The organism is Streptomyces sp. WAC05374 (genome assembly GCF_004353505.1).
Lineage (GTDB): Bacteria > Actinomycetota > Actinomycetes > Streptomycetales > Streptomycetaceae > Streptomyces.
This window is the reverse complement of the sequence record NZ_SMNQ01000006.1, coordinates 57086-71868: the sequence shown is the minus strand read 5'-3', so window position 1 is coordinate 71868 and position 14783 is coordinate 57086. Positions and strand designations below refer to the sequence as shown.

Genomic DNA, 14783 nt, shown 5'->3' with positions numbered 1-14783 from the left:
GAGACCGGCTGTACCCGGAGGCGTCGGAGTCGACAGGGCAGGTGCGCATGAGTCTGTCACTGCGTTTCGCCGCCGGATCGCACAAGGGCATGATCCGCGAGGGCAATGAGGACTCGGGGTACGCCGGTCCCCGCCTGCTCGCGATCGCCGACGGCATGGGCGGCCAGGCCGCCGGTGAGGTCGCCTCCTCCGAGGTGATCTCCACGCTGGTCACGCTCGACGACGACGTACCCGGCTCGGACATCCTCACCTCGCTCGGTACGGCGGTCCAGCGCGCCAACGACCAGCTCCGGCTGATGGTCGAGGAGGACCCGCAGCTCGAGGGCATGGGCACCACCCTGACCGCCCTGCTGTGGACCGGCCAGCGGCTCGGCCTGGTCCACGTCGGCGACTCCCGGGCGTACCTGCTCCGCGACGGCGTCCTGACGCAGATCACCCAGGACCACACCTGGGTGCAGCGCCTCGTCGACGAGGGGCGCATCACCGAGGAGGAGGCCACCACCCACCCGCAGCGCTCCCTGCTGATGCGCGCGCTGGGCAGTGGCGACCACGTCGAGCCCGACCTCTCCATCCGTGAGGTACGGGCCGGGGACCGGTACCTGATCTGCTCGGACGGCCTGTCCGGCGTGGTCTCCCACCAGACGATGGAGGAGACCCTCGCCAGCTACCAGGGCCCCCAGGAGACCGTCCAGGACCTGATCCAGCTCGCGCTGCGCGGCGGCGGACCGGACAACATCACGGTGATCGTGGCGGACGTCCTCGACGTCGACGGCGGCGACACCCTCGCCGGCCAGCTCAGCGACACCCCGGTCGTCGTGGGCGCGGTCGCCGAGAACCAGCAGCAGCTCAACGACGGCGGCGCCATGGAGACCCCGGCGGGCCGCGCGGCCGGCCTGGGCCGTCAGGCGCCGCAGCCGCCCGGCGGCGGGTTCGGCCCGCCCGGCAGCGGCGACGACCTCGGGTACGGCGGCATGCCGCCGGAGGGCGGCTTCAACGCGTACAGCGACGAGCACTTCACCAAGCCGCGCAGCGGCCGCAAGTGGCTGAAGAGATCGTTCTTCATCGTGCTCGCCCTGGCCGTGGTCGGCGGCGCCACGTACGGCGGCTACCGCTGGACGCAGACGCAGTACTACGTGGGCACCAAGGACCAGCACGTCGCGCTCTACCGGGGCATCAGCCAGGACCTGGCGTGGGTCTCGCTCTCGGAGGTCGAGAAGGACCACCCCGAGATCGAACTCAAGTACCTCCCCGACTACCAGCGCAAGCAGGTCGAGGAAACGATCGCCGGCGGCAGCCTCGCCAAGGCCCAGGACAAGATCGAGGAACTCGCCGTCCAGGCGTCCGCCTGCAAGAAGCAGGAGCAGCGCCAGGAGGCGGCCGACCGGGTGCCCGCCGCACCTCCGGGCGAGGGCCAGGCGGGCGGCACCACCGGCCTGCCGACCGCACCCACGCCCAAGCCCACCACCAGCACCGCAGCCACTCCCACTCCGGGCCCCACCCTCTCGGAGGAGGAGCAGAAGCTGGCCTCGAACTGCGGCAAGAGCTAAGCACCCGTAGGGGGGCCTTTCACCACCATGAGCGTTGTCACCAACACGACCACCATCGGCGCGATCGACCTGCCGAGCCGCCGGAACACCGAGCTGGCGCTGCTCGGCTTCGCCGTCGCCATCCCGGTGTTCGCCTACCTCAACGTGGGCCTTGCGCTCGACGGCAAGGTCCCGGCGGGCATGCTCGGCTACGGCATCGGGCTGGGCCTGCTGGCCGGCATCGCCCACCTGCTGGTGCGGAAGTTCGCCAAGTACGCGGACCCGATCCTGCTGCCGCTGGCGACACTGCTCAACGGGCTCGGCCTGGTGCTGATCTGGCGGCTGGACCAGTCGCCGCGCATCATCGCCCGGTACGACACGTTCACGCCGGACGCGCCGAAGCAGCTCATGTACTCGGCGATCGGCGTCGCGCTGTTCCTGCTGGTGCTGATGTTCCTGAAGGACCACCGCGTCCTCCAGCGCTACACGTACATCTCCATGGTGGTGGCGGTCGTCCTGCTGCTGCTCCCGCTGGTGCCGGGGCTCGGCTCGGACGTCTTCGGCGCCAAGATCTGGATCAAGGTCGGGCCGTTCTCCATCCAGCCCGGTGAGTTCGCGAAGATCGTGATCGCGGTCTTCTTCTCCGGCTACCTGATGGTGAAGCGGGACGCGCTGGCCCTGGCCAGCCGCCGTTTCATGGGGCTGTACCTGCCCCGTGGCCGTGACCTCGGCCCGATCCTCACCATCTGGGCCGTCAGCCTGCTCATCCTGGTCTTCGAGAACGACCTCGGTACGTCGCTGCTGTTCTTCGGCATGTTCGTGATCATGCTGTATGTGGCGACCGAGCGGACGAGCTGGATCATCATGGGTCTGCTGATGGCGGTGGGCGGCGCGGTGGTCGTCGGCTCGACCGCCACCCACGTCAAGTCCCGTGTGGCCGCCTGGCTCGACCCCTTCGGGTGCATCAAGACGGCCCCCGAGGGCTCCAACATGGCCGCCGCCTGCGACCAGATGACCCAGGTGCTGATGTCCTTCGGTTCCGGCGGCACCCTCGGAACCGGCCTCGGCCAGGGCAATTCCGACCTGATCGGCTTCGCCGCCAACTCCGACTTCATCTTCGCCACCGTCGGCGAGGAGCTCGGCCTGGCCGGCGTGATGGCGTTCCTGCTGATGTACGGCCTGATCGTCGAGCGGGGCATCCGCACCGCGCTCGCCGCCCGCGACCCGTTCGGCAAGCTGCTGGCGATGGGCCTGTCCGGGGCCTTCGCCCTCCAGATCTTCGTCGTCGCCGGCGGCGTCATGGGCCTCATCCCGCTGACCGGTATGACCATGCCGTTCCTCGCGTACGGCGGTTCCTCCGTGATCGCCAACTGGGCGCTGATCGCGATCCTGCTGCGGATCAGCGACACCGCCCGCCGTCCCGCGCCGGCACCCGCCCCGTCCCCCGACGCCGAGATGACCCAGGTGGTCCGACCGTGAACAAGCCCCTGCGCCATGTCGCGATCTTCTGCGGCCTGCTGGTGCTCGCCCTCCTCATCCGGGACAACTGGATCCAGTACGTCCGCGCCGGTGAGCTGAGCTCCCACGAGAAGAACCGCCGGGTGACCATCGAGCGGTACGCCAACCCGCGCGGCAACATCATCGTGGACGGCAAGCCGATCACCGGGTCCGTCGACTCCAAGGACCCCTTCTACCGGTACAAGCGCACCTACGTGGACGGTCCCATGTGGGCGCCCGTCACCGGGTACGCCTCGCAGGCGTTCGACGCCAACCAGCTCGAGAAGCTCGAGGACGGCATCCTCACCGGCAACGACGACCGGCTGTTCTTCGACCGCACCATGTCGATGTTCACGGGCGAGAAGAAGAAGGGCGGCGACGTCGTCACCACCCTCAGCGGCGCCGCCCAGAAGGCCGCGTTCAAGGGCCTCGGTGACAAGAAGGGCGCCGTCGCCGCCATCGAGCCGTCGACCGGCAAGATCCTGGCGCTGGCGTCGACCCCCTCGTACGACCCGTCCTCCTTCGCCGGCTACCACGACAAGGACGCCAAGGCGTGGCAGGCGCTGGAGAAGGACAAGGAGAAGCCGAAGCTGAACCGCGCGCTGCGCGAGATCTACCCGCCCGGCTCCACCTTCAAGGTGCTGACGGCCGCCGCGGCGCTGGAGAACGGCAAGGTCACCGACATCAACGCGGCGACCGACACGCCCGAGCCGTGGCTCCTGCCCGACACGACCACGCCGATGAAGAACCACGCCCGGGGCTGCGAGAACGCCACCCTGATGTACGCGATGGAGTGGTCCTGCAACTCGGTCTTCGCCAAGCTCGGCCATGAGGTCGGCCGCGACAAGATGGTCGAGATGGCGGAGAAGTTCGGCTTCAACAACGCGGAGATCGACACCCCGGTCCGCGCCTCCATGTCCGTCTACGACAAGAACATGGACCGCCCGCAGAACGCGCTGTCCTCCATCGGCCAGTTCAACACCGCGACCACCCCGCTCCAGATGGCCATGGTCGCCGCGGCGATCGCCAACGACGGCAAGCTGATGAAGCCGTACATGGTGGACGAGCTGCGCTCCCCGGACCTGGACGTGCTGGAGAAGCACGAGCCGGAGGAGATGAGCCAGCCGATGTCGGCGAAGACGGCCCAGCTCGTCCAGCAGATGATGGAGAGCGTCGTCGACAACGGCACCGGCAGCTCCGCGAAGATCCGCGGCGTGAAGGTCGGCGGCAAGACCGGTACCGCCCAGCACGGCGAGCTGAACAAGGCCCGCCCGTACGCCTGGTTCATCTCGTACGCCAAGACCGACAGCGGCTCCCCGGTGGCCGTCGCCGTCGTGGTCGAGGACTCCAAGGCCACCCGTGACGACATCAGCGGTGGCGGCCTGGCCGGTCCCATCGCCCACGATGTGATGAAGGCGGTACTCGACAGCAAGAAGTGACGCGCGAGCCGCGGCCGCACCTGAGTGCCGGTGTGTACCGGTCCCGTATCAGGTAGTGGTCGCGGTCCGATCGACTTCCCGTGGCCGGTAGCGTATGCGCGAACAGCACACCGCCGGACCACACAGAGGGGTGCGGTCGGGACTGACGGAGAGGGCTGGAACTGTTATGGAAGAGCCGCGTCGCCTCGGCGGCCGGTACGAGCTGGGCTCGGTGCTCGGCCGCGGTGGCATGGCGGAGGTCTACCTCGCCCACGACACCCGGCTCGGCCGCACCGTCGCCGTGAAGACGCTGCGGGCCGACCTCGCCCGTGACCCGTCCTTCCAGGCCCGGTTCCGCCGTGAGGCCCAGTCGGCCGCCTCGCTCAACCACCCGGCGATCGTCGCGGTCTACGACACCGGCGAGGACTACGTCGACAACATCTCCATCCCGTACATCGTGATGGAGTACGTCGACGGCTCCACGCTGCGTGAGCTGCTGCACTCGGGGCGCAAGCTGCTGCCCGAGCGCACGCTGGAGATGACCGTCGGCATCCTCCAGGCGCTGGAGTACTCGCACCGGGCCGGCATCGTCCACCGCGACATCAAGCCCGCGAACGTGATGCTGACCCGGACCGGCCAGGTCAAGGTCATGGACTTCGGCATCGCCCGCGCCATGGGCGACGCCGGGATGACCATGACGCAGACCGCGGCCGTGATCGGCACCGCCCAGTACCTCTCCCCGGAGCAGGCCAAGGGCGAGCAGGTCGACGCCCGGTCCGACCTGTACTCCACCGGCTGCCTGCTCTACGAGCTGCTGACCGTCCGCCCGCCGTTCGTGGGCGACTCCCCGGTCGCGGTGGCGTACCAGCACGTGCGCGAGGAGCCGCAGCCGCCCAGCAACTTCGACCCCGAGATCACGCCCGAGATGGACGCCATCGTCCTGAAGGCGCTGGTCAAGGACCCCGACTACCGCTACCAGTCGGCCGACGAGATGCGCGCCGACATCGAGGCCTGCCTCGACGGCCAGCCGGTCGCCGCGACTGCGGCGATGGGTGCCGTCGGCTACCCCGGCGGTTACGGCCCGGACGACCAGGCGACCACCGCGATGCGCCAGGCCGACCCGGCCGGGCAGACGTCGATGCTGCCGCCCATGAACCCGGACGACGGCGGTTTCGGCTACGACGACCGCCCGGACCGCCGCCGCCAGCGCAAGTCGAACATCTCGACGATCCTGCTGATCCTGGCGGGCATCCTGGTCCTGGTCGGCGCGATCCTGATCGGCAGGGCGGTCTTCGACAACCAGGACGGCGGCGGTTCGGACCCCATCGCCGTGCCCCAGGTGGTCGGCAAGCCCTTCGCCGAGGCCGAGCAGACGGTCGAGAAGGCCGGGCTGAAGATCGCCCGGTCCGGCTCGGAGGCGTGTGACCGGCCGAAGGGCGTGATCTGCAAGCAGACGCCCGAGTCGGGGACGATGCAGGAGGGCGAGACCCTCACGGTCGTCGTCTCCGAGGGCGCCGCGAAGATCGAGGTCCCGGACGTCACGGAGAAGTCCGAGGACAGCGCGAAGCAGCAGCTCGAGGAGAAGGGCTTCACCGTCAAGGTGGAGTACAAGGAGTCCGAGAAGGACCCGGGCGAGGTGCTCGAGCAGGACCCCGCGGGCGGCACCCAGGCCGAGAAGGGCACGGAGGTCACCCTCACGGTGTCCAAGCAGGCCGAGCTGAACGTGCCGCCGGTCGTGGGCCAGCAGTTCGACGCCGCCAAGGCCCAGCTCGAGACCCTCGGCTTCACCGTCAAGCGGGAGGACGTCGACTCCGACCAGCCGGCCAACACCGTCACCGGGCAGAGCCCGGAGGGCAACAGCAAGGCGGGCAAGGGCAGCGAGGTGACCCTCAAGGTCTCCAAGGGCCCGCAGCAGCAGCAGGTCCCGGTGCCCGAGGTGCGGGCGCAGACGGTGGGCCAGGCGAAGCAGGCGCTGGGTGGCAGCGGGTTCACCAACATCCAGGTCGCCCAGGGCTGCCCGGCCGACGACAACGCCATCGTGACCGACAGCGACCCCAAGCCCGGCACCCCGGTGGACCCGGCGACCACCACCGTCACGCTGACGACCCTGGGCTGCCAGGGCGGCAACAACGGCGGCAACGGGAACAACGGCGACAACGAAGGGGACAACGACGGCGGCTTCTTCGGCGGCCCGTCCGGCATCACCTTCCGCGAGCAGGACTGACCGCGGGACCGAGCGCGGGACTGGCCGCAGGACTGACCTGACGCACGCCTGACGCACGCCTGAGGAACACGACGGAGCCCCGGCACCCTGAGGAGGGTGCCGGGGCTCCGTCGTGGCGTTCGCCGGCGACCGGGGGCTCGGCGTGACGGCCGGCGCGCCAGTGGGCCGTGGCCAGTGGGCAGTGGGCAGTGGCAGTGGCCAGTGGGCCGTGGGCTAGCGCAGCTCCGCCGGCGGGGTGCGGTCGCTGTCGACCTTCTCGGTACGCTCCAGCTCGCCCCACACGACGTAGCGGTACGTGGAGCTGTACATCGGCGTGCAGGTCGTGAGCGTGATGTACCGGCCCGGCTTGGTCCTGCCCGATTCCTTGGGGACCGGCTGGAGGACGTCCACGTTGTACTTCGAGGTCTCGGGGAGCGTCTTGTAGACCTTGTAGACGTACCAGGTGTCCTTGCTCTCGAAGACGATCGAGTCGCCGGTCTTGAGCTTGTGGATGTTGTGGAACTTCGCCCCGTGGCCGTCGCGGTGCGCGGCCAGCGCGAAGTTGCCCTGCTTGTCCGTGGGGAGGGCGGACTTCACGGGGGCGGTGTAGTAGCCGGCGACGCCGTTGTTGAGGGTCTTGGGGTCGGTGCCCTTCTTGACCAGCACCTCGCCGTTCTTCATCGCCGGCACGTGGAGGAAGCCGATGCCGTCCTTGGTGTCGAGGGCGCCCGGGGCCGCCGACGCCCAGTGGTCGCGCACCTCGTTGCCCTGCTTGTCGGCCTCGCGGTCGGCCAGCACGTTCGTCCACCACAGGGAGTAGACGACGAACAGGCCCATGATCACCCCGGCGGTGATCAACAGTTCGCCGAAGACGCTGATGACGCCGGCGATCCGGCTGCGCGCACGTGCCACTACATCTGTCCCGTCTGAAGGTCGAAGCCAGGCCGCCCTAGCCTACGAGCGCGTCCGGTTTCCCCTTGCTGCGCGGGCGTTCCTCGACCATCTTGCCCCACACGATCATCCGGTACGTACTGGTGAACTCGGGCGTGCACGTCGTCAGCGTGATGTACCGCCCGGGCCGAGTGAAGCCGGACCCCTGGGGCACCGGCTGGATCACCGAGACGTTCGAGGGCGGGGTCTGCGGCAGGATGCTCGCCATCTCGTACGTGTAGTACGCGTCCTGCGTCTCGACGACGATCGGGTCGCCCGGCGTGAGCCTGTTGATGTAGCGGAACGGCTCACCGTGGGTGTTGCGGTGGCCCGCGACCGCGAAGTTGCCCTGCTTGTCGGAGGGCATGGCCGTCTTGAGCCGGCCCTCGGCGTAGTGGCCGACCATGCCGCGGTCGAGGACCTTCTCCTTGTTGATGCCCTCGGCGATGGGCACGACGACGTCGAGCTTCGGGATGTACATGATCGCGAAGCCCTGCCCCGGTTCGAAGGCGTCCGGCTTGCGGCCCTCCGCCCAGGCGTTCTCGATGCCCTTCTTCGCCTCGTCGGCCTCCAGACCGGCGCGGATGTTCGTCCACCAGAGCTGGTACGTGACGAAGAGGAGCATCACGACGCCGAAGGTGATGAACACCTCGCCGACCACCCGGCTGGCCACGACGCCCACGCTGTCCTTGCGGGCCCGGGCCGCGCGCCGGGCCTCCACACGGGTCAGCGGCCTGCCGGGGTCCTGGGGTGGTGCGGCGGGCGCGGGGGAGGAGCCCTTGCGGCGGCGGCCCCGGCCCTTGGCGGCCTTGCGGCGCTCGGCCCGGCCACCGGTCGCCGGGCGGTCGCCGGTCGCAGGGCGGTCGCCGGTCGCCGGGTGGTCGCCGGCCGCGGACCGGTGGGAGTGTGCGCCCGCCGCGCCCGGTCCGGCCGCTATTCGCCGCGTCTCCTCCGTGCGGAGGGCCATGGTCTCGTCGTCGGGTACGGCGGGGGTGGGCACGGGGCCGGTGAGTGTGGGGCCGGTGGGGAGGGGGCCGGTCGGTACGGGGGGCTGCTGCGGCTGCCAGGCGGCGTCCGTGTAGGGCTGGGGGGCCGGAGTTCCCTCGCCCGCGCCCGGAGTACCTTGGCCCGCGTAAGGCCACGGAACCTCGGGTTCCGGCTCGGGGAGGTTCGTCGCCCGGAACCACGGCGAACCGTGCTCGTGCTCCGGGCGCACGGGGGTCACGCGACGGCCTTGCCCACCACCGGCGCGAGCCCTGCCGACCGGCCGACCGCACCGGTGTCGCCGCACTGCTCCAGCCAGTTGGCGAGCATCAGATGCCCGTACTCGGTGAGCACCGACTCGGGGTGGAACTGCACGCCCTCCACGGCGAACTCACGGTGGCGCAGCCCCATGATGATGCCGTCCTCGGTGCGTGCCGTGACCTCCAGGACGTCCGGCAGGTCCGCCGGCTCGGCGGCCAGCGAGTGGTACCGGGTCGCGGTGAACGGCGACGGCAGGCCGGCGAAGACGCCCCGCCCCTCGTGCACCACCGGGGAGGTCTTGCCGTGCAGCAGCTCGGGCGCGCGGTCGACGACACCGCCGTACGCCACCGCCATCGACTGCATGCCCAGGCAGACGCCGAATACCGGGACGCCCGTGCCGGCGCAGTGCCGCACCATGTCGACGCAGACGCCGGCCTCCTCGGGGGTGCCCGGCCCGGGCGAGAGCAGGACGCCGTCGAAGCCGTCCTGCGCGTGGCTCAGCTCCACCTCATCATTGCGCCGGACCTCGCACTCGGCGCCGAGCTGGTACAGGTACTGGACCAGGTTGAAGACGAAGCTGTCGTAGTTGTCGACGACGAGAATGCGCGCGCTCACTGACCGTCCACCGTCACATCGTTGAACGGAAGCAGGGGTTCCGCCCAGGGGAACACGTACTGGAAGAGCACGTAGACGACCGCGAGGATCAGGACGAGCGAAATCAGCGCCCGCACCCACGCGTTGCCCGGCAGATGCCGCCAGATCCAGCCGTACATGACGCCTGCTGGTCCTTCCCTCGATGGTCGTCGGATGCCCTTCGATACCGCACCAGAGTACGGGGCGATCCCCGTGGGATGGGTCACCTGTGGAAAGCCGGGGGCTTGCCCTGCGTCACAGGGCGGGTGGCCTCCAGCCGCGCCCACGCGATCAGCCGGTGGCTGCTCCCCCACTCGGGGTCGCAGGTGGTGAGCGTGAGGTAACGGCCCGGGCCGCCGAACCCGGACCTCACCGGGACGGGGTCGACGACGCCGACGTCCTCGGGAACGGTGCGGTACGGCTCCCTCGCGACGCGGTACGTGAACCAGGTCGTCCCGTCGTTGAGGATCACCGCGTCGCCGGGGCGCAGCGCGGGGAAGTCCCTGAAGGGGTCGCCGTGCGTACGACGATGGCCGGCCACCGAGAAGTTCCCGGTGGCGCCCAGGCGGGCGGTGGCGGGGTAGTGGCCGAGGCCCTTCTTCAGGGTGGCGGCCCGGGTGCCCTCCAGGACGGGCCAGTGCCAGTCCGCGCCGAAGCGGGGGACGTACATGACGGCGAACGGTTCGCCGTCCTCGTACGGCTCCGCCGCCGGTGCCGCCGTCGGCTCCGCCGCCGGTGCCGCCGTCGGGTCCGCCCCGGGTGACGGGTGCTGGGACGGGCGCGGGGAGGGATAGGGGGCCGGCGGCTGGACGGGGGCCCGGGCCCACCGCTCCTCCAGGGCGCCGATCTCGCCGACGCTCGCGCCCTGGGCCTCGACGCCGGTCCAGTGGACGACGTACACCACGAACAGCACGATGACGGTGCCCACGGTGACGCACAGTTCGCTGAGGGTCCTGACGATCAGCCGCACAGGCACCTCCGGCGCCGGGCCCTAGTCGGCGGGCTCCGCGTAGTGGAGGTCCACTGTGCCCGAGTACCCGGGCAGAGTCATCGCCTCGTGCTCGTCGACTTTCCAGCCGAGCCCGTACGCCTTCACGTACAGCAGGTAGTTCTGGATGGCGGTGGAGTCGTCGAGCGCGCGCTGGAGCTTGCCGGTGTCGCCGACGGCCGTGATCCGGTACGGCGGCGAGTAGACCCGGCCCTGAAGGATCAGGGTGTTGCCGACGCAGCGCACGGCGCTCGTGGAGATCAGCCGCTGGTCCATGACGCGGATGCCCTTGGCACCGCCCTTCCACAGGGCGTTGACGACGGCTTGGAGGTCCTGCTGGTGGATGACCAGGTCGTTGGCCTGCGGCTCGGGGTAACCGGGGGCGGCCTGGGCGCCGGGCGGGGCGTCGTTGAGCGTGACGGTGAGGCCCTGGCCGGCGACCTTGGTGGTGCCGGCGGCCTTCTCCAGGGCGCCCAGCCGGGCGTCCTCGGCCTTGGTGGAGCCGTCGTCACGGCGGGCGAGGGTGTCGACCTGATCGCGTACCGCCGCCGTGGACTCGTCCAGCTCGGCGTTCTTGTGGCTGCGCTCCCGGATGAGGTCCGAGAGCTTCAGCAACGAGTCGTCCCTGCGGATGTTGGTGCCCTTGGCGGTGTTGAAGCTGGTGACGAAGATGAGGCCGGCGAGGGCGAAGACGGCAGCGGTGAGCAGCCGGACGGGGCGCCAGTTCCTGCGCCCGCCCGGCTCTTCGGGAGAGTCGGCGGAATTGCTCAACGTACCCTTATCTCCTTCAGCACCGCGGAAGCACTACGCTAACGGACGCCCGGGTGAGGCAGTGGTCCCCCTCGTCACACCCCGGCGACCAGCCACGAAGCCACGTTGCTGTACACAGCCACAGTTCCCTGCGCGGTCACGCAGCGCATCGACAGGAGAGTCCCTCGTGCCGAAGTCACGTATCCGCAAGAAGGCCGACTTCACGCCCCCGCCGTCGTCCGCGAAGCAGGCGACCAACATCAAGCTGACGAGCCGTAGCTGGGTGGCTCCGGTGATGCTGGCGCTGTTCGCCATCGGGCTCGCCTGGATCGTGGTCTTCTACGTCACCGACGGCTCCCTGCCCGTCAAGTCACTCGGGAACCTCAACATCGTGGTCGGCTTCGGCTTCATCGCGGCGGGCTTCGGCGTCTCCACCCAGTGGAAGTAGCCGTCCTCCCAGGGGCTCCTGTGGGGCGCGGCCAGGCAGCAGTCGGTCAAGCCCTGCCCTGAGTTATCCACAGCGTTGTGCACAGCGGGTGGAAAAGGTCAGACGATCTGTGGATAACTTGCATCGAGTTGACGCCGATGTGATTGCGGCCGCCGCTTCCCACAGCCCGGCCCGCCCCTTGCCCTTCCGGTGAAATGCCAGGTCAGAGGTGAGGGGCACAGGCGTTCCCCACATGATGCGCAAGATCGAACACATGCTGTGGACAACGGTGGGGACAATCGGCGCTCAGGTGAGCGCGGCCGTCCTCAGAACCACGGTCACCAGGGTCAGTCCCAGCACCAGCGCACAGGCCGCCCCCTGCAGCAGCGCCCGCCGCTCGCGCGGGCCGTTGACCATGGCGTACGCGATGATCAGACCGGCGGCCAGTCCGCCGATGTGCGCCTCCCAGGCGATCCCGTCCCGCGCGAAGGTGATCACCAGGTTGAGCACCACCAGCGCCATGATCGGCCGCATGTCGCGCTTGAGCCGGCGTACGAGGACGACGGTCGCGCCCAGCAGCCCGTAGACGGCGCCCGAGGCCCCCAGCGAGCCCTGGTTCTCCGGCGCGATCAGATACGTGAGCGCGCTTCCGGCCAGCCCGGACAGCAGGTAGAGCGTCACGTACCGGGCCCGGCCGAGCTCCGCCTCCAGAGCCCCGCCGAGCAGCCACAGCAGCAGCATGTTGCCGGCGACGTGCCAGATCTCCTCGTGCAGGAACATCGAGGAGACCAGCCGGTACCACTCGCCGTCCGCGACCCCCACCACCCGCCCGAGATCGGGGTCGAAGGCGAACCCGATGAGCACCAGCTCGTCGATGACGGCGGGGTTCAGCCTGCCGATGAGGAAGACGAGCAGGTTGAGTCCGATGAGGACGTTGGTGACCAGGTGGGGGTGGCCGGCCGTGACCCTGCCGCCCGCGATGGTGCGCGGTTGGTTGGCGGTCCGCGAGTGTCCCGTGCCCGACCCGTCGCGCACACACTCCGGGCACTGGAAACCGACCGACGCGTTCACCATGCAGTCGGAACAGATGGGCCGCTCGCAGCGCGTACAGCGGATCCCCGTCTCCTTACCGGGATGGCGGTAACAGCCCGGCAGATGCGCCTGCTCCATGGAGATCCCCTCGTCACGCACAAAACGCCTCGTCCATCCTTACGGATGGACGAGGCGGAAAGGTTCCCGCTGCCAAAACGGCAGCGGGCGGAGCCTCCGGGCGATCAGCCCTGGCGGGTCTCGATCTCGACGGACTCGATGACCATGTCCTTGACCGGGCGGTCGGTGCGCGGGTTGGTCTGGGTGGCGGCGATCGCGTCCACGACCTTCTTGCCGGCCTCGTTGGCGACCTCACCGAAGATCGTGTGCTTGCCGGTCAGCCACGTGGTGGGCGCGACGGTGACGAAGAACTGCGAACCGTTGGTGCCCGGGCCGGCGTTCGCCATGGCCAGCAGGTACGGCTTGTTGAAGGAGAGCTCCGGGTGGAACTCGTCGCCGAACTCGTAGCCCGGGCCGCCGGTGCCGTTACCCAGCGGGTCGCCACCCTGGATCATGAAGCCGCTGATGACCCGGTGGAACACCGTGCCGTCGTAGAGGCGGTCCGTGGACTTCTTCCCGGTCGCCGGGTGCGTCCACTCACGCTCGCCCTTCGCGAGCTCGACGAAGTTCTTGACCGTCTTCGGGGCGTGGTCCGGGAAGAGCCGGATCTCGATGTCGCCCATGTTGGTCTTCAGGGTGGCGTAAAGCTGCTCGGCCACGGTGTGCCTTCCGTAAGTCTGCTCTGACGTCTACCGATCCTCGCACGGAAGGGCCGTTCACGAAGAAAGGTGGGCCCGTCCTTGCCGAAGCGCCGCGCGACGGGGCGAACCGTGGCACCGTCGGGGTTGCACTGCATTGCCCCGGATGCCCCCGTCCCGCATGCCGACCAGGACACCGACAGGCATGATTTCAAACAGGACGGAAAGGCGAATACCGACCCCGCCACCGAGGAGGAGGATCCCGTGACCCGCAAGGACAGCGTGCGCGCCGCGACCAGCTCGGCAAAGGACAGCGTGCGGCACGCAGCGGAAGTGGTGGCGCCCTACGCCGAGACGGCGAGGGACACAGCCGCGCACTACGCGCAGCATTACGCGCACGAGGCGCGTGTCAGGGTCGCGCCCAAGGTCTCGAAGGCCGCGCAGCAGGCCCGTGCACAGGCGCGCGTCCAGTACGGCGCGCGTGTCGCGCCGCATGTGCCCCCGAAGGTCGACGAGGCCGCGCATCGTGCCGCGGTCCGGACCCGTCGGGCCGCACGGCAGGCAGCGGACTACACCAAGCCGCGGGTGGAGCAGGCGATGGCCGCCACTCAGCCCGTACGTGAGCAGGCGATGGCCCGCTCTGTCGCCGCCGTGGCCGCGGTGCGCGGTCAGGTGACGGCGAAGGACATTCAGAAGATCGTGAGGAAGCACGAGCGTCGGGCCAGGGCGGGACGCCTCAGCAAGAAGCTCGTCATCTTCGGCGCTCTGGCCGGCGCCGCCTTCTGCGCCTGGAAGTGGTGGGACAAGCAGGCGAACCCGGACTGGCTGGTCGAGCCCCCGGCTGCCACCGAGGTCTCCGAGCGCACTCCGCTGACGTCCGTCGACGGTACGGGCCCGGCTTCGCTCGACCCCGAGGTGGAGGCCAAGCAGGCGGAGGCCGAAGCCGACGCCGACGCGGGCACGGACGACGAGCGTCGATAGCGGCGTTCCTGTCGCTCACGTCGCTCACGTCTCTCTCATGCCGCTCGGGGCGGTCATGCCGTTCGGGTCGGTCAGGTCGCTCGGGGCGGTGATGCCGTTCGGGTCGGTCAGATCGGTCGGGGCGGTGATGCCGTTCGGGTCGGTCAGGTCGCTCGGGGCGGTCATGCCGTTCGGGTCGGTCAGGTCGCTCGGGGCGGTCATGCCGCTCAGGACTCAGGCCGCTCGGTAGGCAAGGTCGGTCAGGTCGCTCAGGTCGGTCGGGTCGGTCGGGCAGGTCGCTAGGGGGCGGTCATGTCACCCATGTCGCCGGGCGGCCGTTGCCGCTGGGGCGGTGCGTCGCCGCCTGGGCGGTGGATCGCCTGGGCGGTAGGTCTTGTGGGCGGTAGGTCTTGCGGGCG

Annotated in this window: 15 protein-coding genes; 6 read left to right on the top strand and 9 right to left on the bottom strand. The window is 69.7% G+C overall.

The annotated features are described in order from the left end of the window. Positions 1-47 precede the first annotated feature (47 nt). The 4 genes from E2B92_RS14450 to pknB all read left to right on the top strand — a co-directional run bounded on the left by E2B92_RS14450 (position 48) and on the right by pknB (position 6665). Complete coding sequence (locus E2B92_RS14450; RefSeq protein WP_126888655.1) at positions 48-1547, top strand: Stp1/IreP family PP2C-type Ser/Thr phosphatase; 1500 nt, start codon at positions 48-50, stop codon at positions 1545-1547. Positions 1548-1574: 27 nt separating this feature from the next. Continuing rightward, positions 1575-3005 carry an FtsW/RodA/SpoVE family cell cycle protein gene (locus E2B92_RS14445; RefSeq protein ID WP_126888654.1) on the top strand — a complete coding sequence of 477 codons (1431 nt, stop codon included), beginning with the start codon at positions 1575-1577 and terminating at the stop codon, positions 3003-3005. Then, complete coding sequence (locus E2B92_RS14440) at positions 3002-4462, top strand: peptidoglycan D,D-transpeptidase FtsI family protein (RefSeq protein ID WP_126888653.1); 1461 nt, start codon at positions 3002-3004, stop codon at positions 4460-4462. The genes E2B92_RS14445 and E2B92_RS14440 overlap by 4 nt, the downstream gene beginning before the upstream one ends. Positions 4463-4628: 166 nt before the next feature. Further along, positions 4629-6665 carry a Stk1 family PASTA domain-containing Ser/Thr kinase gene (gene pknB / locus E2B92_RS14435; protein WP_126888652.1) on the top strand — a complete coding sequence of 679 codons (2037 nt, stop codon included), beginning with the start codon at positions 4629-4631 and terminating at the stop codon, positions 6663-6665. 213 nt (positions 6666-6878) lie between these two features. Here the strand turns inward: pknB and E2B92_RS14430 are convergent, their stop codons facing one another. From E2B92_RS14430 to E2B92_RS14410, 6 genes are all read right to left on the bottom strand, one after another. Further along, entirely contained in the window at positions 6879-7556 is a 678-nt protein-coding gene (locus tag E2B92_RS14430) for a class E sortase (protein WP_126888651.1), read from the bottom strand. 37 nt (positions 7557-7593) lie between these two features. Further along, the gene (locus E2B92_RS14425; RefSeq protein WP_235023812.1) at positions 7594-8799 is read right to left on the bottom strand and encodes a class E sortase; all 1206 of its coding nucleotides are present in this window, start codon (positions 8797-8799) and stop codon (positions 7594-7596) included. After that, positions 8796-9434, bottom strand: a complete 639-nt coding sequence (locus E2B92_RS14420) for an aminodeoxychorismate/anthranilate synthase component II (RefSeq protein WP_126888917.1) — start codon at positions 9432-9434, stop codon at positions 8796-8798. Before E2B92_RS14420 ends, E2B92_RS14425 begins: the two co-directional genes overlap by 4 nt. Next, the gene (locus E2B92_RS32975) at positions 9431-9592 is read right to left on the bottom strand and encodes a hypothetical protein (RefSeq protein ID WP_185923769.1); all 162 of its coding nucleotides are present in this window, start codon (positions 9590-9592) and stop codon (positions 9431-9433) included. The genes E2B92_RS14420 and E2B92_RS32975 overlap by 4 nt, the downstream gene beginning before the upstream one ends. A gap of 83 nt (positions 9593-9675) precedes the next feature. After that, positions 9676-10428: a class E sortase gene (locus E2B92_RS14415; protein ID WP_126888918.1), complete on the bottom strand. Its 753-nt coding sequence runs from the start codon at positions 10426-10428 to the stop codon at positions 9676-9678. Positions 10429-10443: 15 nt separating this feature from the next. Then, complete coding sequence (locus E2B92_RS14410) at positions 10444-11211, bottom strand: DUF881 domain-containing protein (protein WP_126888919.1); 768 nt, start codon at positions 11209-11211, stop codon at positions 10444-10446. 166 nt (positions 11212-11377) lie between these two features. On the opposite strand from E2B92_RS14410, the gene crgA reads away from it, so the two are divergent. Beyond that, on the top strand, positions 11378-11638 hold the full coding sequence (gene crgA / locus E2B92_RS14405; RefSeq protein ID WP_126888920.1) for a cell division protein CrgA: 261 nt from the start codon (positions 11378-11380) through the stop codon (positions 11636-11638). A 285-nt stretch (positions 11639-11923) separates the two neighbouring features. Here crgA and E2B92_RS14400 read toward each other — a convergent pair whose 3' ends face one another. Together E2B92_RS14400 and E2B92_RS14395 are read right to left on the bottom strand one after the other, a co-directional pair. Next, positions 11924-12787 (bottom strand): rhomboid family intramembrane serine protease, encoded by an 864-nt coding sequence (locus tag E2B92_RS14400; RefSeq protein ID WP_126888921.1) that lies wholly within the window; start codon positions 12785-12787, stop codon positions 11924-11926. A 104-nt stretch (positions 12788-12891) separates the two neighbouring features. Further along, a complete protein-coding gene (locus E2B92_RS14395) occupies positions 12892-13425 on the bottom strand; it encodes a peptidylprolyl isomerase (RefSeq protein ID WP_126888922.1) in 534 nt (177 codons plus the stop codon). 243 nt (positions 13426-13668) lie between these two features. Here E2B92_RS14395 and E2B92_RS14390 point away from each other — a divergent pair, with 243 nt between their 5' ends. Further along, positions 13669-14385 (top strand): DUF5324 family protein, encoded by a 717-nt coding sequence (locus tag E2B92_RS14390; RefSeq protein WP_126888924.1) that lies wholly within the window; start codon positions 13669-13671, stop codon positions 14383-14385. A 24-nt stretch (positions 14386-14409) separates the two neighbouring features. On the opposite strand, the gene E2B92_RS14385 is transcribed toward E2B92_RS14390, so the two are convergent. Continuing rightward, positions 14410-14586, bottom strand: coding sequence for a hypothetical protein (locus E2B92_RS14385; protein WP_160159754.1), 177 nt, complete (start codon positions 14584-14586; stop codon positions 14410-14412). Positions 14587-14783 lie beyond the last annotated feature (197 nt).